Source organism: Clostridium sp. ETTB3, assembly GCF_053571985.1.
Genome location: NZ_CP199832.1, coordinates 1,597,394 through 1,618,453, shown reverse-complemented (window position 1 = coordinate 1,618,453; position 21,060 = coordinate 1,597,394). Strand labels below are relative to the sequence as shown.

Annotated in this window: 18 protein-coding genes; 14 read left to right on the top strand and 4 right to left on the bottom strand. The window is 25.8% G+C overall.

Annotation, left to right across the window (positions count from 1 at the left end):
• Window positions 1–31 precede the first annotated feature (31 nt).
• The 6 genes from ACUN06_RS08000 (at window position 32) to ACUN06_RS07975 (ending at window position 4,902) form a co-directional block, all read left to right on the top strand.
• Window positions 32–1,336 (top strand): M16 family metallopeptidase, encoded by a 1,305-nt coding sequence (locus ACUN06_RS08000; RefSeq protein ID WP_294161325.1) that lies wholly within the window; start codon window positions 32–34, stop codon window positions 1,334–1,336.
• A 126-nt stretch (window positions 1,337–1,462) separates the two neighbouring features.
• Window positions 1,463–1,768, top strand: coding sequence for a YlmC/YmxH family sporulation protein (locus ACUN06_RS07995; RefSeq protein WP_294124559.1), 306 nt, complete (start codon window positions 1,463–1,465; stop codon window positions 1,766–1,768).
• 22 nt (window positions 1,769–1,790) lie between these two features.
• Window positions 1,791–2,999 (top strand): aspartate kinase, encoded by a 1,209-nt coding sequence (gene dapG, locus ACUN06_RS07990; RefSeq protein ID WP_291731866.1) that lies wholly within the window; start codon window positions 1,791–1,793, stop codon window positions 2,997–2,999.
• Window positions 3,000–3,035: 36 nt separating this feature from the next.
• A complete protein-coding gene (locus ACUN06_RS07985) occupies window positions 3,036–3,311 on the top strand; it encodes a hypothetical protein (protein WP_449389601.1) in 276 nt (91 codons plus the stop codon).
• Between the two features lie 286 nt (window positions 3,312–3,597).
• Complete coding sequence (locus tag ACUN06_RS07980) at window positions 3,598–4,047, top strand: DUF2383 domain-containing protein (protein WP_449389600.1); 450 nt, start codon at window positions 3,598–3,600, stop codon at window positions 4,045–4,047.
• 63 nt (window positions 4,048–4,110) lie between these two features.
• Window positions 4,111–4,902 (top strand): hypothetical protein, encoded by a 792-nt coding sequence (locus tag ACUN06_RS07975; protein ID WP_449389599.1) that lies wholly within the window; start codon window positions 4,111–4,113, stop codon window positions 4,900–4,902.
• A gap of 21 nt (window positions 4,903–4,923) precedes the next feature.
• Here the strand turns inward: ACUN06_RS07975 and ACUN06_RS07970 are convergent, their stop codons facing one another.
• The 3 genes from ACUN06_RS07970 to ACUN06_RS07960 all read right to left on the bottom strand — a co-directional run bounded on the left by ACUN06_RS07970 (window position 4,924) and on the right by ACUN06_RS07960 (window position 7,181).
• Window positions 4,924–5,835: a DUF5685 family protein gene (locus ACUN06_RS07970; RefSeq protein WP_449389598.1), complete on the bottom strand. Its 912-nt coding sequence runs from the start codon at window positions 5,833–5,835 to the stop codon at window positions 4,924–4,926.
• Between the two features lie 50 nt (window positions 5,836–5,885).
• Window positions 5,886–6,677, bottom strand: coding sequence for a J domain-containing protein (locus tag ACUN06_RS07965; RefSeq protein ID WP_301953393.1), 792 nt, complete (start codon window positions 6,675–6,677; stop codon window positions 5,886–5,888).
• A 75-nt stretch (window positions 6,678–6,752) separates the two neighbouring features.
• Window positions 6,753–7,181, bottom strand: coding sequence for a tetratricopeptide repeat protein (locus ACUN06_RS07960; RefSeq protein WP_449389597.1), 429 nt, complete (start codon window positions 7,179–7,181; stop codon window positions 6,753–6,755).
• A 167-nt stretch (window positions 7,182–7,348) separates the two neighbouring features.
• Between ACUN06_RS07960 and ACUN06_RS07955 the strand changes: the two genes are divergently transcribed.
• Together ACUN06_RS07955 and ACUN06_RS07950 are read left to right on the top strand one after the other, a co-directional pair.
• Complete coding sequence (locus tag ACUN06_RS07955) at window positions 7,349–7,702, top strand: Spx/MgsR family RNA polymerase-binding regulatory protein (RefSeq protein ID WP_449389596.1); 354 nt, start codon at window positions 7,349–7,351, stop codon at window positions 7,700–7,702.
• A gap of 154 nt (window positions 7,703–7,856) precedes the next feature.
• Window positions 7,857–11,096, top strand: a complete 3,240-nt coding sequence (locus tag ACUN06_RS07950) for a DEAD/DEAH box helicase (protein ID WP_449389595.1) — start codon at window positions 7,857–7,859, stop codon at window positions 11,094–11,096.
• 64 nt (window positions 11,097–11,160) lie between these two features.
• Here the strand turns inward: ACUN06_RS07950 and glmS are convergent, their stop codons facing one another.
• A complete protein-coding gene (gene glmS, locus ACUN06_RS07945; RefSeq protein WP_449389594.1) occupies window positions 11,161–12,984 on the bottom strand; it encodes a glutamine--fructose-6-phosphate transaminase (isomerizing) in 1,824 nt (607 codons plus the stop codon).
• A 756-nt stretch (window positions 12,985–13,740) separates the two neighbouring features.
• Between glmS and ACUN06_RS07940 the strand changes: the two genes are divergently transcribed.
• The 6 genes from ACUN06_RS07940 to ACUN06_RS07915 all read left to right on the top strand — a co-directional run bounded on the left by ACUN06_RS07940 (window position 13,741) and on the right by ACUN06_RS07915 (window position 21,056).
• Window positions 13,741–14,346 carry a 50S ribosomal protein L25 gene (locus ACUN06_RS07940; protein ID WP_291733016.1) on the top strand — a complete coding sequence of 202 codons (606 nt, stop codon included), beginning with the start codon at window positions 13,741–13,743 and terminating at the stop codon, window positions 14,344–14,346.
• A gap of 199 nt (window positions 14,347–14,545) precedes the next feature.
• Window positions 14,546–16,273 carry a phospho-sugar mutase gene (locus ACUN06_RS07935; RefSeq protein WP_449389593.1) on the top strand — a complete coding sequence of 576 codons (1,728 nt, stop codon included), beginning with the start codon at window positions 14,546–14,548 and terminating at the stop codon, window positions 16,271–16,273.
• A gap of 113 nt (window positions 16,274–16,386) precedes the next feature.
• The gene (locus tag ACUN06_RS07930) at window positions 16,387–17,481 is read left to right on the top strand and encodes a tetratricopeptide repeat protein (RefSeq protein WP_294161362.1); all 1,095 of its coding nucleotides are present in this window, start codon (window positions 16,387–16,389) and stop codon (window positions 17,479–17,481) included.
• Between the two features lie 13 nt (window positions 17,482–17,494).
• The gene (locus ACUN06_RS07925) at window positions 17,495–18,241 is read left to right on the top strand and encodes a WecB/TagA/CpsF family glycosyltransferase (protein ID WP_412873243.1); all 747 of its coding nucleotides are present in this window, start codon (window positions 17,495–17,497) and stop codon (window positions 18,239–18,241) included.
• Window positions 18,231–19,766 (top strand): murein biosynthesis integral membrane protein MurJ, encoded by a 1,536-nt coding sequence (gene murJ, locus ACUN06_RS07920; protein ID WP_449389592.1) that lies wholly within the window; start codon window positions 18,231–18,233, stop codon window positions 19,764–19,766. The genes ACUN06_RS07925 and murJ overlap by 11 nt, the downstream gene beginning before the upstream one ends.
• A 9-nt stretch (window positions 19,767–19,775) precedes the next feature.
• The gene (locus ACUN06_RS07915; RefSeq protein ID WP_449389591.1) at window positions 19,776–21,056 is read left to right on the top strand and encodes a glycosyltransferase; all 1,281 of its coding nucleotides are present in this window, start codon (window positions 19,776–19,778) and stop codon (window positions 21,054–21,056) included.
• Window positions 21,057–21,060: the final 4 nt, after the last annotated feature.

Here is a 21,060-nt window from a genome sequence, read left to right as displayed (position 1 = left end):
TAAAATCAAACTTATAAAAATGGAGGTAAGTATGTTTAATTTATATACGCTAGATAATGGATTAAGAGTAGTAACTGAATATATTGAACATGTTAATTCTATAAGTGTAGGGATTATGGTTCAAAATGGATCAAGAAATGAAACTAAAGATGAAAATGGTATTTCACATTTCATAGAGCATATGTTTTTTAAAGGAACAGATAAAAGAAATGCTAAAGAAATAGTACAAGAAATAGAAAATATAGGTGGGCAAATAAATGCATATACAAGTAAAGAAACAACTTGTTATTATATTAAAGCCTTAAATACTCATGTGGATTTATGTTTAGATGTAATTTCTGATATGCTTTTAAATTCTAAATTTGATGAGGAAGAAATAAAAAAGGAACAAGGTGTAGTAATAGAGGAAATAAATATGAGTCAGGATAGCCCTGAAGATGTTTTAGACGAAATACATTCCGAAGCTATATTTGGCAATAATTCATTAGCTTATCCTATATTAGGAACAGCTGATAAAATTAAGTCTTTTAATAGAAAAAAAATAAAAGATTATATTAAAACCCATTATACACCTTATAATTCTGTATTAAGTATATGCGGTAAGTTTGATGAAAAAGAACTAAAAAAACTTATTGAAGAATATTTTGGAAAGTGGAGCAAGGATAATGTTTATAATCCAACATATGAAAGTGTTATATTAAATAGTGATAGTAAATATTGTGAAAAACAAATTGAACAAGTTCATATTAACTTAGGATTAAATGGGTTAGCATATGCAGATGATAAAGCATATTCATTAGTATTATTAAATAATATATTTGGTGGTGGTGCATCATCAATACTTTTCCAAAAGGTTAGAGAAGAATTAGGTTTATGTTATAGCATATACTCATACATGCAACCTTACTTAGGGGTTGGAACAATGAATATATATACTGGATTAAGCAATAAATATGCTGACAAGGCAATAAGCGTAATTAATGAACAATTACAAAAGTTTGCTAAAGAAGGAATTAGTGATGAATTATTAGAAATTAATAAAGAAAAAATTAAAGCCAACTATATACTAGGATTAGAAAGTACATCTTCAAGAATGTTTGCTAATGCAAAATGTGTTTTATTACAAAATAAAATAAAAACTCAAGAAGATGTAATTAACAGAATTAACAAAATAGATAAGCATGACATAAGCTATGTATTGGAGAGATGTTTTAAGCCAGGAATAATAAGTACTGCCTTTGTAGGTCAAGGAGTAGAAACTGATAAATTAAATTCAATTTTAGAAAATTCTAAAGTGGCTTATAAAAATAGTATTGATAAAAAGTTTTTATTGTAAGTTTTAAATATAGTTGATATATTAAATATGTAAAACTAAGTAACTTAAAGTCTTATAATATTTTTATAAAAGTAATATATTACTATAACTATGCATAATATTATGTGTAGTAGGGAGGTAATTATTATGAAGGATTTTGAGTATTATGAAAAAAAACCTGAAAGTTCAATAAGAAGTTTAAGTGACTTAGAAAGGTATGAGATTTTTAATCTTGAAAGTGCAGAAAAGTACGATAGTGCTTCAAATATTGACTTTATAATAGATGAAGAAGGAAATATTAAGTTCCTGGTTGTTGGTATTAGTACAGGTAAGTTTAGTTTTTTTGGTAGTAAGGAATATGTTGAAATACCATGGGAATGTGTAACAAAAGTTGGAACTAATGTCATAGTAATCTCTGCCGAGGAAGGAAAGATAAAGAGAGCGAGAGCTTAAAAAACTTAAGGGGGAAATTTCCTTGGATATTATAGTGCAAAAGTTCGGAGGAACATCTGTATCAACAGAAGAAAGAAGAAAACAAGTAATAAAAAAAATAAGTAAGGCAATTGAAAGTGGATTAAAGCCTGTTGTTGTTGTATCTGCAATGGGAAGAGCTGGAGAACCTTATGCAACAGATACCTTATTATCACTTGTTGATGGTAACTTTAAAGAAAATAATAAAGCTGCTCAAGATTTACTAATGTGCTGTGGAGAAATAATAAGTTCAGTAGTAATGTGTAATGATTTATATAAGCATGGAATAACTGCTGTTCCATTAACTGGAGGGCAAGCAGGGATAATAACTAATAGTAATTTTACTGACGCTCAATCTATTAAAGTTGATACTACTAATATAATGAAAATAGTTGAATCAGGAAAAGTACCAGTTATAACAGGATTTCAAGGTGTAACGGAAAATGGATTCTTTACAACATTAGGAAGAGGTGGAAGTGATACTTCTGCATGTATATTAGGTGTTGCTTTAAAAGCTAAAGAAATAGCAATATATACAGATGTAGATGGAATTATGACTGCTGATCCAAGAGTAGTTGAAGATGCTTCTCTTATAAATGAAATGACTTATAATGAAGTATTTCAATTAGCAGATCATGGAGCTAAGGTAATACATCCTAAGGCTGTTGAGATAGCTAAGAGGGGAAATGTACCATTAGTAATAAAAAATACAATGAGTGAGTGCAAAGGAACTGTAATAAAGAGTAATGTTTCTGAAGAAGAAAAGAGATTAATTTCAGGAATTACACATTTAAATAATAGAATACAAGTTAGGGTAAGATTATCTGAAAATAGAGATAGTAAATCTTATAGAAGTTTATTAAAATTACTTGCTAAAAATCATATTAGCTTAGATTTAATTAATATTTTTCCAGAGCATCAAATGTTTACAATAGATGCATCAGAAAAGGAAAAGCTTAATGAAATTATGAATAAAGCAGGAATTAAATATAGCATTATTGAGGGATGTAGTACAATTGCTATAGTTGGTGCTGGAATGAATGGTGTTCCTGGCGTTATGGCAAGTATAATAAATACTCTTATAAGTAATGAAATTGAGGTATTGCAAACAACGGATTCAAATATGACAATCTGGTGTTTAATTTATACTTCAAAGGTTAAAGAAGCAATAAGATTACTTCATAAAGAGTTTAATTTAGGAAATATAAATTAAGATTAAAATGGTATAAAATACTTAGGAGGAAATGAGATGAAATTTACTTTTGATATAAAAGCAAAAGAAGCTTTAAGTGAGTTAATAAAAAATAGCTCAGAAAATTATATAAAAATTAAGGTTTTTTATGGCTGTGGTAGACCTGCATATGATATATATGCTGATTTCAAAGGCGAAGAAGATGAAGAAGTCATAATAGATGGAATTAGCTTTGTTGTTAACAAAAAAGATGTAAGAGCATGTCAAAACCTTGAAATTAAATATGATAAAGAAATATATAATAAAGGTTTTTATATTAAAGATTTAGATTAGTAAATATTTTAAATGGTAAGTTAGATATAGGTTATTAACAAATTAAAAAGTTTTTAGCCTATATCTTTTTATTTTTAGTATTATTATTAATATTGGATTTAAGTATGATAATTCAAAATATAATTACTTTATTTTGAATAAGTTTAATTTTTAGGTATAACTTTCATAATAGTTTAAAAAATAGCTTTAATTTTACATAGTATATATTTAAATTTGGAATTATGTTTTTATAAATAATATTTTTAAATAATGGATAAAATAATATAAAAAGAATAAAGGTGATAAAATGAAAGATAAAGTGGTAAAAGAATTAAATAGATTTTTAACTGGTATTCATATGGGTGGGGTTACATTTAAGGATTATTTAGATAAAGCTGAAAATTTAGAATTAAAGGAGTGTTTAAGAGAAATAATAGAATCTTTTAAAAGGCATGAAGAAGCAATTACACATAGAATTGAACAGCTTGGTGGAAATGCAAGTGATTCTTTGGGGATAAGGGGAAATATTGCTGAATTTTTTGAAAAGTTAAGCCTTATTCCTATTGATACAGATAGTGAAGTATGTGAACAGGCTATAAAAGCAATGCATATGGGAATTAAAAATGCTAATAAATTCATAGAAGAAAATGAAAATATGGAAGAAAGCATATTAAATGATATTAATGGAGTAGTAAAGGATTATGATAATCATTTATTTAAATTAAACAATTTAAATACCAAGTTAAGCAAATATTAGTGAAATTTTCTGTCGTATGGTGTATACTTAGTTAGAGAAATTACGATTGTGAGGATTTTAATTATGAAGAATTTTAAAAAGTTATTAACTTTATTATGCTTAGTAACTATTGTTTTTACAATGCTTACTGGATGCGATAAAAAAGTAGAAATGGTTAGGGCTAATAGTGCAGAAGAAGTATTAAATTTATTTAATACATATAATTCAGAAAATAATGTTGAAGAAATGGTTAAATTGTATTCTAATGCATATATAAATTATATAGGTTATGATGCAAATCAAATAATAAAAAATATTAAAGCAAATAGAAAAGATGTAATTATTAATTCATCAACAACAAAAAGTATAGAAGATATAAATGATAATTTAAAAAAGGCTATAGTAAATATAAGTGCAGTAATAAATGGTGAAGAAACTAATGAGGATTATGAATATGCTTTAATTAAAGAAGAAAATGGATGGTCAATATCACCAGATGGAATAATAGATTGTGTTGAGTTTGATGTTCCTGCAAACGAAGATAAGCAATTAAATTTAAGATTGATAAAAGAAGGAGTAATGTTTAATGGTGCATTAATCCGTGTAAATTTATATAATAATACTAATAATACATATACTTTTGGAACTGAAGATGATAAAGCACAAATAATAGTAGAAACTTCAGAAGGTACATTTACTAGTGAAGTAATGGAACCACAAAAAATAGATAAAAAGGTAAAGAGTTATTTTATAGCTAACATACAAGATTTAAAAGGTGACATAAAAAAAGTTACTGTTACATCAATTTATGATTTAGATAGCGATGGAAATCCATTAAAAGATAGTAAACGAGAAATTGTAGTTTATAATAAGTAAAAATACAAATACCAGTAGTAATTAATTGCTACTGGTATTTGTATTTTTTGCATTAAGAAAAGGGTATTTTTTCAAAACTTCATAATATTTATTTAACATTCCTAAATTAATAACATTATCAATAATAGAAAAATGTTTTTTAAAAGGTATGGTTTTTAATATATCACTGCAATTGATAATACAGTTTGAAATATAAAATTCTATTTCATCAATATAAGATGAAAGAAAAGATTCAATATTTAAATTTTTATTATTAAATAAAGTTAGATAAGGATTAAAGTTATTGGTATTAGTATCATCTTGTAAATCATCAAGAGCATCAATTAAATAAATCCATTTACCAATAAAATAACCAAGATAATATAAACTTTCCCTTAAGGTTTTATTATCATCTTCAAAGGGATAAGGAAAATTACTTAAAATACAACCCATTATTTCACTAAATGGATGAGATATTTCATCTAATGAAGAAAGGGATTTTGTTTTTTCTAAATTTGAAATTAAGATTAAATTGTTTGAAATTTTATTGGCTATTGAGTTCAATTTAACAATACTTTTTTTTGTTGATGGAGAAAGTATTAATTTAAAAAACTTACTTTTTAAACTTTTGTCATCTTCTATGTTATCTTTTAGTTTATAATCAAATAGTAATATGCTTAAATTAGCACAATAATCTAAAGCAGTGGTATCGGTTAATATTAAAATTTTTTTATTGGCATGCTTAATACATCTAACTTGTTTAATAAATATTTGATTACTAAACAAACCATCTAATAAAAAACCAATAAATGTTAAATCATAATTTAAGCAAAATCGTGGAATGTTTCCAAACTTATTTTTTATTTCATTACATAAGCCACAGTAATAGCTCCTAAAGTATTCAAATTCTTTAACTTTAAGTTCACTTTTAAGAGGTGTGATATAACCAAACATTAAAAATCTCCTTTAAAGGGCTTTAAAGTATTTGTTTAAGTTAATTAAGTTTAACACATTCCTCCGCCACCGTTACCACACATATTCATTCCGTTTCCACCGCCATTTAAAAGGCTTTGAAGTAATATATTTTGCATTGGATTTCCACCCATACCAGCCATATTATTTAAAGGATTATTTGCAGCATTCATATTACCATTCATAGGGTTAGCAGAATTCATAGGATTAGCAGAATTCATAGGATTAGCACCACCCATATTAGCACCACTATTCATTAGCATATTTAATATATTAGGATCTATTCCGCCACCAGAATTTTGCCCACCGCACATATTAGCTTGATTGCTGCCAGTGCCGCCACACATATTGTTATTATTTGCAGCAGTATTATTTTGCATAGTACGAGCATAATTAGTTTTCATTTGTTTTACTTTTTTAGCTAAAACCATTAATGCTTCTTGATACTCTTCATTTTCAGGATTAAGTTCAGCAGCAATTTTTACATGATTAACTCCAGCTTTAAACCATCCTTTTTTTAATAAAACAAAACCTTCAAGGTAATTCCATTCAGCAGAAGATTTATCAGAAATTAAATTTAATTGAGTTTCAGCTGATAAAAATTGTTGGTTTTCTATTAAATCACGAATATCCTTATATTTATATTCGTTGATTAAAGAATTATAAGCTGTATTTAATTCAGAAATTTTATCTTCAGCAAGAGGTTCTTCGGAAGAACCTTGGTAATTACTTATATCATAGGTATTTGCAAGTGATTCATAAGCTGTTTTAATTTCGTCTAAAGAAGCATTAGGACGTATGCCTAGTACTTTATAAGGGTTCATATTAAATCTCCTTAAAAAGATTATTAAAGTCAATTATAATATATTCATAATAAGTTAAATAAGTGATTCATTAACCTAAATGCAGCTTATTAAATCACCACCAATACATTCGCAGCATTTATCCATACAAATAAGATCACAACAACTAAAATTTCCACAATCACAGCAACAATCATCACAGCAACAGCAAGCACAACCACGATTTCGTCTTCTGTAGCCATTGTTATAATAATCATCTGCATAATGTCTATGTCTTCTCATTAATGAAATAAGTTCATTTTTATATAATTCATTAGAAGGAGATAAATTTACTGCTTTTTTTAAATGATATAATGATTCATCAAACCAAGCCTTTTTCTTTAAAATTAATCCATAAAGGTAATGATAGTCAGAGTTTTTCTCTTTTATAGATGATAATATATTTTCAGCTTCTGTATAATTTCTATTATTTACTAAATTCTTTATAATATTAAACAATACTTCATTGTTTATTAAATATTCCAAGATAAACAGCTCCTTTAATTAATAATAAATTTAAAATATACTATTAATAGTATATACAGTTATGTAATATTAATAATAATAGAGTAATATAAAATAATTATACTATTATTTACTATTATAAGATATATGTGATAGAATTATAAAAAAAGCTATATAAGGAGAAGCATATGAAAAAATTATTTATTCAATATCCAAAATGTACAACATGTAAAAAGGCTAAGAAGTTTTTAATTGATAATAATATTGAATTTGAAGATAGAGATATAACTTTAAATAATCCAAATGAAGAGGAATTAAAAAAATGGATTAAATTAAGTGGCTTAGATGTTAAGAAATTCTTTAACACTTCAGGAATATTATATAGAGAAATGAATTTAAAAGATAAGCTAAAAGAAATGAATGAAGAAGAAATGATTAAGATTTTAGCAACAGATGGAAAACTTATAAAAAGACCTTTATTAGTTTCAGAAGAAGGTATTTTAGTTGGATTTAAAGAAGACTCATATAAACAAATAATTTAATTTATTAAAATGTATCAAAATAATTTATAAAAAAATATTTTGATACATTTTTTTGGTTAAAAAATGTATTATATTATTAAAATTATGGTAAAATAAATGATAGTACTTTTTTAATAAAGATTATAGAATAGTTCATTTGATGAGGTGACTTAGTATGAATATTACGCAATTAAACGCTTTAATAATAAAAAAAGATTCTAATAATCGTCTTTATAGGGGATTAAGATGTTTTAAGGGTGACTTAGTACTTGAGATAAAATCAATAGTAGATGAAGAGTATGATTCTTTGGATATTTATGGGAAAGTGATGTCTGAAAGTGATTTTAATTTATATAATACAAATTTATCATTTGACTTAAAAAATAATGAGTTAATTTATACTGAGTGTAATTGTGCAGACTTTGGAGAAAATTGTGATTTTAATTCAACATATATTTGTAAGCATATAGGGGCTACATTTTATAAATTTCAAGAAGAAGTTAAAGAAAGAAGTAATAATAAATCAAAAAAAAATATAAGAACTCTTTATGATAGCAATGATTATTCAGAAATATTACTAAGAACAATAAATAAAAATAATCTTTCTGACAAAGAAAAAGCAAGCTTACAAATAAATTTAACCCAAAGGGATGTAAATAGAGATAAATATTATTATGAAATTGATTTAAAAATAGGTATAAAAAAATATTATGTGGTTAAAAATATAGCGGAGTTAATAGAGGCTAGAAAATTTGGAAAGTTATTAAAATATGGAAAAGAATTTACATATGATCCAAATGTTCATTATTTTTCAGAAGAGGATGAGGATATTTTAAATTTTATAGAAGAATACATATCATTAAATGAACCATTTGAAAGAAGTTTTTCAGTTCAAAGAATAACAAAAAATGTTTTTGGAAACAATAAAACTTTATTTATACCACAAGCGGCTTTAAGAAGATTTTTTGATAATATAAATGATAAAACTATTATGTTTACACAAGGGCTTAATAGTATTTATGCAGAGGTATATAAAGAGGATTTGCCTATTGAATTTAACATAAATGAAGAAGATGGAGAAATTAAAATTTCATCTAATGAAGATATGCCAATAAAGTTAACATATAAAGGTGATGTATATCTTTATAATAATAAAATTTATTTGCCAAATAAAAAGCAAATAAAAAATTATAATTTTATAAATGATATTTTTTCTAAAAAACCAACAATAACATTTAAAAATAAAGAAAAGCAAGAAGTATTTAATAAGGTAATACCTGTATTTGAAACTATAAGTAAAGAAATAAATATAGATGAAAATTTAGCAAAAAATATTATAAAAGAAAAACCAAGTTTTGAAGTTTATTTTGATAGAGATAGAAAGAAAACATGGGCAACAATTAAAGCTATTTATGGAAATGTTAATTTTAATATATTAAAAAATGTTAAAGAAAATGAATATGTTATTAGAGATTTAAATGAAGAAAATGAAATAGAAAAAATATTAAATGAATTTTCATTTTATAGGAATAAAGATGTTTTTATGTTTAATGGAGATGATGAAAAATTATTTGATTTATTAAAAAATGATTTATCTTTATTAAAGGAAAAAGCTACTATATATTATTCAGAGAGATTTAAAGAAAGAAGAGTATATGGAGCTTCATCATTAAATGCAAAAATATCAGAAGGAAGAGGAAATTATTTAGAATTTTCTTTTAATATAGAAAATGTAAATGAAAATGAATATAAGAAAATAATCAATGCTTTTAAGGATAATAGAAGATTTTTTAAGCTTAAAGATGAAAGTTTTGTAGACTTAAAAGATAAGGAAGTTATTAAATTACTTAATTTAATAGATAATTTAAGTGAGGATTCAAGTATTAAATCTAATGAAATTAAAATACATAAAAGTAAGGCGGTATTTATTAATGAGAGTATAAAAGATAACAGTTTATCCTTTATACATGGTAAAAATATAGTAGAACATATTTCAAATAAAATAGAAAGTTTAACTGATATTAATTACGAAGTTCCTAAGGATTTAAAAGCTAAGCTTAGAGATTATCAATTAACAGGATTTAATTGGTTTAAAACATTAAGTTATTATGAATTTGGAGGAATATTGGCAGATGAAATGGGATTAGGTAAAACATTACAAACAATTACCTTCTTATTATCTGAAAAAGGAAAGAAAAGTGTTATAGTAACCCCAACATCATTAATATATAACTGGAAAAGTGAATTTGAAAAATTTGCACCAAATTTAAATATTAAAATAATTCATGGAAATAAAGAAGAAAGAATTTTTACAAAAGAATATATTAAGGAGTATGATGTATTACTTACAACTTATGGTACCTTAAGAAATGATTATAATTTATATGAAGATATAAATTTTGATTATTGTATAATTGATGAAGCTCAAAATATTAAAAACTCTTTATCTCAAAGTAGTGAAGTTGTTAAAAAATTAAATGCAAAAGTTAAGTTTGCATTAACAGGGACTCCAATTGAAAATAATCTTATGGAGTTATGGTCTTTATTTGATTATATAATGCCAGGATATTTATATTCAAAGAAGAAATTTCAAGATAAATTTATTAAAAATGAAAAAGGAATTATTGAATTAAAAAAATATATAAAGCCTTTTATTCTTAGAAGATTGAAAAATGATGTTATGAGTGAATTACCAGATAAAATAGAAAAAAGATATGTAGTAGAAATGACTAAGGAACAAAAGAAGGTTTATAAGACATATATAGATAATATCAAAAATAAGATGAAAGAAAAGGATCTAATTAAAGATAAGATAACTATTTTTTCTTATTTGACTAAGCTAAGACAATTAGCTTTAGACCCAGGAATACTTGTTGATGGGTATATAGGGGGAAGTGGTAAGATTGATGTTACTGTAGATTTAATAAATGAATTTATAAATAACAATCATAAAATATTATTATTTTCACAATTTACATCTGTTCTTGATAGTATAAAAACTATATTTGACGCAGAAGGAATAGAATATTTTTATTTAGATGGTAGTACAAAGGCTTCTGAGAGAGTTTCATTAGTAAATGAATTTAATAATTCAAATAAAGTTAAGGTGTTTTTAATTTCACTTAAAGCTGGAGGTACAGGACTTAATTTAACTTCTGCAGATGTTGTTATTCATTTTGATCCATGGTGGAATCCGGCAATTGAAGATCAAGCAACAGATAGAGCTCACAGATTTGGGCAAAAAAATATTGTTGAAGTTATTAAACTTATATCAAAGGGAAGTATTGAAGAAAAAATAATTAAGCTTCAAGAAAGTAAAAAAGAAATTATTAATGAAATAATGAATGGAAATTATACTAATGGAGGATTCTTAAGTAGTTTAGATGCAGATGAAATAAAAGAATTATTTAGTTAATTAATAAAAAAGAATGATATTTTTGTGAAATATCATTCTTTTTTGTTTATATCATTTTTTTTAATTACTCTACAGTTACTGATTTTGCAAGGTTTCTTGGCTTATCAACATCACAACCTTTTTGTTTTGCAACATAGTAAGAAATTAATTGAAGTGGAACAACACTTATAAGTGGAGTTAATATATCAATAGTTTTTGGAATATAAACTAAATCATCAACAACTTCCTTAGTAGTTGTATCTCCTTCATTTACAACTGCAAATATATTTCCACCTCTTGTAGAAACTTCTCTTACATTACTAATCATTTTATCCTTTAATGATTCTTGAGTTAATAAAGTTATAACTGCAGTATTTTTTTCTATTAATGCTATAGGTCCATGTTTTAATTCTCCACCAGCATAAGCATCACAGTGTATATAAGATATTTCTTTAAGTTTCAAAGATCCTTCCATTGCAACTGCATAATCAAGACCTCTTCCTAAGAAGTACATATCTTTGTGATTATAATGAGTTGAAGCAAATTTTTGAAGAGAATCTTTTATTTTTAATGCTTTATCAATTTTATTTGGTATTTGTAATAATTCTGCTTTAATTGTTTCAATTTCTTCATTAGTCATAGTTTCTTTTAATGAAGCAAAATATAAACCTAAGATATAAAAAGCAGCTAATTGAGTAACATAAGCCTTTGTTGAAGCAACTGCTATTTCAGGACCAGCTAATGTATAAAATACATCATCAGCTTCTCTTGATACAGATGAACCTACAACGTTTGTTATAGCTAAAACTCTTGCACCTTGTTTTTTACTATCTCTTAAAACAGCTAAGGTATCAGCAGTTTCACCAGATTGAGATACAACAATTATTAATGTTTTGTTAGTTACCATTGGCTCTCTATATCTAAATTCTGATGCTATATCAATTTCAACAGGTATTTTAGCAAATTTTTCAATTACTGTTTTTCCAACTAAACCTGCATGATAAGCAGTTCCACAAGCAACTACATAAACTCTATCAAAGTTTTCTAATTGTTCCTTTGTGAAAGATATATTATCTATTGAAATTTCTTTTCCTAAAGCAATCTTACTAGCTAAAGTATCTTTAACAGCTCTTGGTTGTTCATGAATTTCTTTTAACATGAAATCCTCAAAACCACCTTTTTCAGCTGCATCAATATTCCAAGTAACATGATAAATTTCTTTTTCTATTTTTTCGCCATCTTCATTTCTAAGTTCAACACCATTAGGAGTTAGTATGGCAAACTCTTTATCTTCTAAAAGATAAACATCTCTTGTATGATTTAAAACAGCAGGTATATCTGAAGCAATAAAGCTTTCATCTTTACCTAAACCAACTATAAGAGGACTGTCTTTTCTTACAGCAATTAATTTATTTGGCTCATTTTTAGCTATTACACCAATAGCAAAGCTTCCTTCAAGTTTAGAAGTTGCTTTTACTACAGCTTCAAATAAATCATCTTTATAATAGTAATCAATTAAGTTTGGTATAACTTCTGTATCTGTTTCTGAAAAGAATTTATATCCCTTTGAAGATAACCATTCTCTTAATTTCATATAATTTTCTATAATACCATTATGAACTACACTAATTGTAGCATTTTCTGTAGTATGAGGATGTGAATTTACATCAGATGGTTCACCATGAGTAGCCCATCTAGTATGACCAATTCCAATATGACCATTAACAGGTTTTTCTTTTAAGCTTAATGCTAAATTATTTAAACGACCTTTGAATTTTCTAACATTAATTCCTTCATTTAAAATTGCAACACCTGCAGAGTCATATCCTCTGTATTCTAATTTTGATAATCCTTCTACTAATAGATTAGACGCTTGTCTTTTGCCTACATATCCAACTATTCCGCACATAATAAATAATCTTCCTTCCATTATTAAAATATTTTTTAGAGTTTATTGTAATTTTTAAATGACAGTATTAAAAAGGGTATACTAGTACTAGGACATTTAAAAACACAATGAAGGTTTTAACACCAGACTAGAATTGTGCTACAAATCACTTTGTAGTTTTGCTAGTCGTTAACGGTAGTGCGATACCGTGGGGCACCCGCCGAAGAATTCGATACTCCCCATCCTCGTCAACTTAAGTGAGACCCCAAATCTTCGATTTGGTTGGTCGAACTTACTCAGCATAAGCTGAGTTTCCTTTAAAAAATCAAATCTTCGATTTGGTTGATCGAACTTACTCAGTGTAAGCTGAGTTTCCTTTAAAAAATCAAACCTTTGGTTTAATTAAATGATTTAAAAGCTAGTTAACTATATCCACTTAAGTTCTGGCGCTTTTATGAAATTATAATTTGTTGTATTACTATAATAATCACATCCTTCGTTAATTATTTAGTATACCTGTTCATAATTCTAACACAAAATTATGATTTGTCTATAGTTTAGGTATAACTATTATGAAAATTTATCCAAAAATAAAAATTATAATAATACATTATATGGATTTAAAATAAAAATGTCATAAGTTCATATAGAAAAAATATTCAGCCTAATTTTAGGAGGAAATATATTAAAATTTAAATGTAAATAGGGTAAATGTATAAATTATAAATTATCTGGCAAGAATATCTAAGAGAGTTTAAAAACAGGAGGTAATGTGAAGTGTCAGGTTTAGAAATTAATAAAAGACCAACAGATATTCCAAATAGTGCAAAAAAATCAAGAAAACATGGTAAGGTACCAGGTGTTTTATATGGGAAAACAATAAAAAACTTAGCATTTGAAGTAGGAGAAATTGAATTAGCTCATGAAATAGGAATTAATGGGCAACATGGAGTTCTTGAATTTTCTTTAGATGGAGAAAATCATAAAGGTTTAATAAAAGAAATTCAAAAAGATCCAGTTACAAATAAAATTATTCATTTGGATTTAGAAGAAGTAAGAGGAAATGAAAAGGTAATTTCTTCTGTACCAATACATTATATTGGTGAAGAATTTCTTAATAAGAAAGGTATTGTATTACAAAAAGAAAAAGATAATGTAAAAGTTGAATGTTCAGCTGAAGCAATACCTAAATATATAGATTTTAATGTAGGTACAGGAACTGTTGGGTCTGTATATAAATTTGGAGATTTAGAAGTTGCATCAGAAATATCAATTTTAGATGATTTAAATTCAGTAATTGCTTCTATAAGTTATGAACGTAAGACGGTTAGTGATGATATGGATGAAGCACAAGAAGCTGATATAAAAGATGTAGCAGAATAAAAAATATATGCAAAAAATAAGGGGCTGTCGCACTAAAATTTTTATACACAATATATTGTTTTAAAAATAAAAATCAACACAATATATTGTAGTATTTATTCTTAATGCGACATCTTCTTATTTTTTTATTTAATTTTATATAAATTTGGTATATAATAACTAAGGGATATACTATTGAAAATGTTTAGGAGGGAATAAAATGAATTATAAAGAGAAGTATAATGAGTGGTTAAACTCAAAAGTAATATCAGAAAGCGTAAAAGAAGAACTAAGAGGAATTACAGACGAAAAAGAGTTAGAAGATAGATTTTATAAAGAATTAGATTTTGGTACAGGTGGACTAAGAGGGGTTATAGGATATGGTTCTAACAGAATGAACGTTTACACTGTATCAAAGGCAACACAAGGCTTTGCTAATTATTTAAATAAAAACTTTGAATCACCAAAGGTTGCAATTGCATATGATTCAAGAAATATGTCAAAGGAATTTGCTGAAGCAGCAGCTTTAACTCTTTGTGCAAATAATGTAAAAGTATATTTATATGAAAGCTTAAGACCAACACCAATGCTTTCTTTTGCAACGAGACATTTAAGTTGTCAAGGTGGAATAGTAATTACAGCTTCACATAATCCAAAAATATACAATGGATATAAAGTATATGATGAATTCGGTGGACAAGTTACAGACGAAAAGGCTGGACTAATTATTAATGAAGTAAATAGCATAGAAAATTATGAAGATATAAAGACTATTTCTTTAGAAGAAGCAATAAAAGACAATCTTTTAGAATATATAGGTGAAGATGTAGATAAGGCTTATCTTGAAGAAGTAAAAGGTCTTACTATAAGAACAGAATTAGTTAAAGAGCATGCTAAAGACTTAAAGGTTATATATACTCCAATTCATGGTAGTGGAAATATGCCAGTTAGAAGAGTTCTTAAAGAATTAGGATATGAAAATGTTGAAGTTGTAAAAGAACAAGAAAAACCAGATGGTAATTTCCCAACAGCTTCTTATCCAAATCCAGAAAATCCACAAGTATTTGAATTAGCTTTAGAAATGGCTAAAACAAATACTCCTGATATCATATTTGGTACAGACCCAGATTGTGATAGAATAGGTGTTGTTGTTAAAGAAAATAGTGGGGAATATAAAGTTTTAACAGGAAATCAAACAGGTCTTTTATTAACAGATTATATATTATCATCACTTAAAGAAGAAGGAAAATTACCTTCAAATGGAGTTGTTATTAAAACTATCGTAACAAGTGAAGGTGCAAGAGCTATAGCTAATTACTATGGTGTTGAAATAATGGATGTTTTAACTGGATTCAAATATATTGGAGAAAAAATAAGACAATTCCAAGAAAAGGGAGATAAGAAGTATTTATTTGGATTTGAAGAAAGTTATGGATATTTAGCTGGAGAATTTGTTAGAGATAAAGATGCTGTTATAGCTTCTATGTTAATAGCAGAAATGACACTTTATTATAAAGAACAAGGAAAATCTTTATATGAAGCTTTAATTGAACTTTATAATAGAATTGGATTCTTTAAAGAAGACTTAATTTCAATTGAGTTAAAAGGTAAAGAAGGGCAAGAAAAAATTAGTAAGTGCTTAGATTTATTAAGAGAAACAGCTTTAACAGAAGTTGATGGAGTTAAAGTTGAAACTAGACTTGACTATAAGTTAAGTAAAGAAGAAAATTTAGAAAACAATACAGAATTTGTTATTAACTTACCAAAATCAAATGTATTAAAATACATTTTAGCTGATGGTTCATCATTTGTTGTTAGACCTTCAGGTACAGAACCAAAAATGAAAGTTTATTCAGCAGTTAAGGGAGAAAGTTTAACAAATGCTGAAGAAAAGTTAAAGAGATTTAACGAAAAGGTTATGGAAATTATAAATGAAAAATTAGCATAATAAAAGGGCTGCTGGTATTCCAGCAGTTTTTTTATTTTACTTAATTAATTTGAAACTTTTAAGGTAATAATGTATTATGAATAATGAAATAATTTACTAAAGGAGTGTAATTTATGGATTATAAGGCAAAAATTAAGGAAAGAATGAGTAAATTATTATTTTTAGAAATGAATAAAGATGGATTTAAAGAAAATATAGGAATACCATCATATGTTACTTTTAAAAATAAAGATTTATATTTACCAATTAGTTCTGAATACATAAGTTCAAATATAAATGATGAAATAAAGATAAAGAACTTACCAATATACTATTTTATAGAAGGAATGTTTATAGCAATTGGTGCAGATGAAAATTTAAGATTTAATGATGATTATGAGTTAATTTTAGATTATATAAAAGATACAGAAAATTGTATTAAATCATTAATAAGCAAAAGAATACAAGAAGAAAGATATTTAGATGCTTATCTTTTATTAAAAGGATATTATTCATATTCAAAGGACCTTGAAGTTATGAAAAAAATACTTCTTGTAGGTGAAACTATAAGAGAACAGGATAGTAGCTTTAAGGATATATTATTAGATGATATTGAATATTGCATTACAAATAATTTAAAAATAGCAGAACCATATTTATATAAAGCAATTGTTCTTAAAAATGAAGGTGATTTTAAGGCTGCAAGAGTTGCAATTAATGAATATATAAATAAGGGTGGCAAGGTAACTAAAGAGGTTGAAATAATAAATACTGATATACAAAATATTTCAGATTATGAAAATGCAATTGAATTATTAGCTGAAGAACCAGCAAAGGCAGTTGAAATATTATTAAGACTTGCAGGAGAATTTGAAGAAAATCCCCTTATTTATTATTACTTAGGAATTGCTTTTAGAAAATTAGAAGATTATCACAAGGCTATTTATTACTTAAAAGAAAGTGTAAAGAGAGAAAGTGGAATACTTGAAGTTATAGTTGAATTAGGTTTAAATTATGCTTGTATTAATGATTTTGAAGAAGCTATTAAATTCTTTAAAAAAGCATTTGAAGCATCTAGAGATGTTGAAATTTGTACTAATATTGTAATGTGCTATTTAAATATTAATGATTTAGAAAATGCAAAATTACATTTAGATATAGCTAAAAATTTAAATCCTGATGATGAAATAGTAAAACAATTAGATACTATGATTAACAAGGAGCAATAAGGAAAGAGAGTATATGGGTAAAGCTGAAAGATATAGAAATATAGATATGTTAGGTTATAAAATTTTTGCTTCTGATATGAATAGCTGCTTAGAAAAAGTTTTTTCCATGAAAAAGGTTCATATTGTATCAGGAAATCCAGAAGTATTATATGTTGGATTAAATAATAAAGAATTATTTAAAAATTTTATATCTGATAAGTCAGTAATAATACCAGATGGAGTTGGAGTTCAAATAAGTGCAAAAATATTAAAGACTCCAGTAAAGGAAAAAATAGCAGGAATAGAATTAATGAAAAAAATACTTGAAAAATGTGAGAAAACAGGAGAAAGTATTTATTTATTAGGAGCAAGTGAAGAAAATTTAAAGGCTTGTGTTGCTAATATAGTTAGGGATTTTCCTAAAATAAATATTGCTGGATATCATAATGGTTTTTTTGATTTAAATAATCCAAAAGAAATATTAGAAGAAATAAAAGAAAAGAAACCAATGGCAATTTTTGTAGCAATGGGATGTCCAAGACAAGAAAATTTTATTGTGAAATATATGGATGAATTACCTTGCAAAATATTTATGGGGGTTGGTGGAAGCTTTGATGTTATTGCAGAAAAGGTTAATAGGGCACCAAGATGGATGATTAATATAGGTATGGAATGGGCTTATAGAGTATCCAAGGAACCGTGGAGAATAAAGAGGCTTGGAAGTATTCCTAAATTTATAGGAATTGTTATTAAAAATAGGGGTAAAAAATATGAAAGGTAGCAAAATATTTAAAGCAGCATTTATTGTAATGATTATAAGTATAATAAGTAGATTTTTAGGTTTATTTAGAGATATGCTTGTAAGCTATCAATTTGGTATGAATATGTATACAGATGCTTATAAAGCAGCTGTATCTGTACCAGAAACTGTTTTTACTATTGTTGGGCTTGCTATATCGACTGTATTTATTCCTATGCTTAGTAAAGTCAAGTATGAAAAAAATAAAAAAGAAATGTTTAAATTTTCCAATAATATAATATCCATATTATTAGTAATATCTATTATTGCATTTTCTTTAGGGTTTGCATTTACAAGAGAAATAGTTTCTTTTATGTTTGATGGGTTTAGTAATGAAAAATTTATACTTACAGTTTTTTTAACTAGAATAACATTATTTAATCTTTTGTTTTTATCAATAAACGCTTGCTATACGGCAATGCTTCAAGTATGTGAAGATTTTGTTATACCATCAATTTTAGGAATGTTTTTTAATGTACCAATGATAATTTATTTATTATTTTTTTCAAATATAAATATTATTGGACTTACAATTGCAAATGTTATTGGTAACTTTTTAAGAGTTGCAATTCAAGTTCCGGTTTTATATAAATATGGATATAAATTTAAATTGTTTATTGATTTAAAAGATGAAAGAATTAAAAGGATTTTAATATTAATTATTCCTGTAATAATTGGATCAGGAGCTAATTCATTAAATATGGTAGTTGATATGAAAGTTGCATCATCATTGGGAGATGGAGCTGTTAGTGCTTTAGATTTTGCACAAAAGATAATAGTTTTTGCTAATACTGCAATAACAACAGCAATTGTATCGGTAATGTATCCTTTAATGGCAAATAAGTTAAATGAAGGAGATAATGAAGGTTTTGTAGTGTATTTATCAAAATCTGTTTCAATAATAGCATTATTATTAATACCAATTTCATTTGGATTTATATTGTTAAATAAAGAAGTTATTAGTATTTTTTATGAAAGAGGTAATTTTACAGCTTCTGATGTAGGATTGACTTCATTGGCATTTTTAGGTTATTCATTAGTATTACCATTTACAGGAGTAAGAGACATATTAAATTCTTCATTATTTTCAATGCAAAAAACTAAGGTTACAACGATGAATGGTGTTATAGGGGTTATTGTAAATATTATTTTAAGCATTACATTATCAAAGATATATGGAGTTTTTGGAGTGGCAATGGCTTCAACCATATCATCTATAGTAACTGCAGTACTTTTATTTATTTCTACTAGAAGACTTGTAGGTAATTTTGATGTTGTACCTATGATAATAAAGTTATTAAAAATACTTTTTGCTGCAATAATGATGTTATTTGTATTAGTTGCATTAAATAATGTGTTAAACCTTGATAATAAAATAATAATAATTTTAGTTAATGGAACTGCAGGTATACTTATATATTCTATATTATGTAAGATATTAAAAATTGAAGAATTTAATGAAGCGATAGATATGATAAAAAATAAGGTGTCTAAAAAAGCTGCATAGGAGGAAAATATGAAAATATTATTTATAGCATGTTATTCACCATTAATAAATAATTCTGCATCTATAGAAACACTACAATATTTAAATAATTTAGCTAAAATAGATGAAAATGAAGTTCACTTATTAACGGTGAACTTCCCAAAGAATTCAATTTATTATGATGAGTATATACTTAGCATGTTAAACGAAAAAGTGAAGATGCATATAATTTCAGGAGGTAAAATCTTTGAAAAAATTATGCCAAAGAAGCCTAGCAATAAAGCTGCAGTAAATTCTTCACAAAATAATAAAAGTTTTATAAAAAGTATGCTTAAAAAAGGAAAATCTATAATTGCAGTACCAGATATGTATTTTAATTGGGCTAAAGCAGCATCAAAGTATGGAATAGAATTAATGAAGAAAGAAAAATTTGATGTTATGTTTTCAATGCATGAACCGCCATCAAGTCATATTTGTGCAATGAAAATTAAAGAAGAGTTTAAAGATTTACCATGGGTAACTTATTGGAGCGATCCATGGCTTAAAGATTCAACAAGAGAAAATATAAGTCCAGTAAGAAGAAAATATGAACAATCATTTGAAAGAAAAGTTGTTAATTTAAGTGACAGATTTATTTTTGTAACTAATGCTAATAGAGATGATTATGTAAACTCATATAATATTCCAATAGAAAAAACATTTATAGTAACTAGAGGATATGATGAAAAGCAATATAAAGAAATAAAGGAAAAATCAAATCCTAAGCTTATAGAAAAGGAGAAAATAAATTTTGTTTATGCAGGAGAAATTTTTTCAAAGCTTAGAAATGTTAATCCATTTATAGATGCTTTAAATGTAATTAAAAATGAAAATATTGATTTATACAACAAATTAAATATTATGTTTTTTGGAAATATTGATAGTGATGAAGTTAAAAATAAATTAAATGTTATTGATAAAGTTAGTGTTTCACCGAGAATTCCATATGATGAAGCTTTAGGGTATATGCTTAATAGTCAAGTGCTTTTATTATTTGGAAATAAAAATTCAAAACAAATCCCAGCTAAGGTTTATGATTACTTTGGTGCAGAAGGACTTATTTTTGTTATTCTTGGAGATGAAAATGATCCTATAAAAGATGTAGTGAAAAATAAAGAAAAGTGTATTGTTGTCAATAACAATGTTGATGAAATTGTTAATGGAATCAATAAAATAGCATCTATGATTGAATTGGGAATAAAGCATGGAGCTATAGAGGAATATAAATGGCAGTACATTTCTAAAAGACTTAATGATATATTAAGGGGGTAATCAT

Coding starts and splice junctions, on each gene's coding strand:
- ACUN06_RS08000 (WP_294161325.1), top strand. CDS start 32: ATGTTTAATTTATATACGCTAGATAATGGATTAAGAGTAGTAACTGAA.
- ACUN06_RS07995 (WP_294124559.1), top strand. CDS start 1,463: ATGAAGGATTTTGAGTATTATGAAAAAAAACCTGAAAGTTCAATAAGA.
- ACUN06_RS07985 (WP_449389601.1), top strand. CDS start 3,036: ATGAAATTTACTTTTGATATAAAAGCAAAAGAAGCTTTAAGTGAGTTA.
- ACUN06_RS07980 (WP_449389600.1), top strand. CDS start 3,598: ATGAAAGATAAAGTGGTAAAAGAATTAAATAGATTTTTAACTGGTATT.
- ACUN06_RS07975 (WP_449389599.1), top strand. CDS start 4,111: ATGAAGAATTTTAAAAAGTTATTAACTTTATTATGCTTAGTAACTATT.
- ACUN06_RS07970 (WP_449389598.1), bottom strand. CDS start 5,835: ATGTTTGGTTATATCACACCTCTTAAAAGTGAACTTAAAGTTAAAGAA.
- ACUN06_RS07965 (WP_301953393.1), bottom strand. CDS start 6,677: ATGAACCCTTATAAAGTACTAGGCATACGTCCTAATGCTTCTTTAGAC.
- ACUN06_RS07955 (WP_449389596.1), top strand. CDS start 7,349: ATGAAAAAATTATTTATTCAATATCCAAAATGTACAACATGTAAAAAG.
- ACUN06_RS07950 (WP_449389595.1), top strand. CDS start 7,857: ATGAATATTACGCAATTAAACGCTTTAATAATAAAAAAAGATTCTAAT.
- glmS (WP_449389594.1), bottom strand. CDS start 12,984: ATGTGCGGAATAGTTGGATATGTAGGCAAAAGACAAGCGTCTAATCTA.
- ACUN06_RS07935 (WP_449389593.1), top strand. CDS start 14,546: ATGAATTATAAAGAGAAGTATAATGAGTGGTTAAACTCAAAAGTAATA.
- ACUN06_RS07930 (WP_294161362.1), top strand. CDS start 16,387: ATGGATTATAAGGCAAAAATTAAGGAAAGAATGAGTAAATTATTATTT.
- ACUN06_RS07925 (WP_412873243.1), top strand. CDS start 17,495: ATGGGTAAAGCTGAAAGATATAGAAATATAGATATGTTAGGTTATAAA.
- murJ (WP_449389592.1), top strand. CDS start 18,231: ATGAAAGGTAGCAAAATATTTAAAGCAGCATTTATTGTAATGATTATA.
- ACUN06_RS07915 (WP_449389591.1), top strand. CDS start 19,776: ATGAAAATATTATTTATAGCATGTTATTCACCATTAATAAATAATTCT.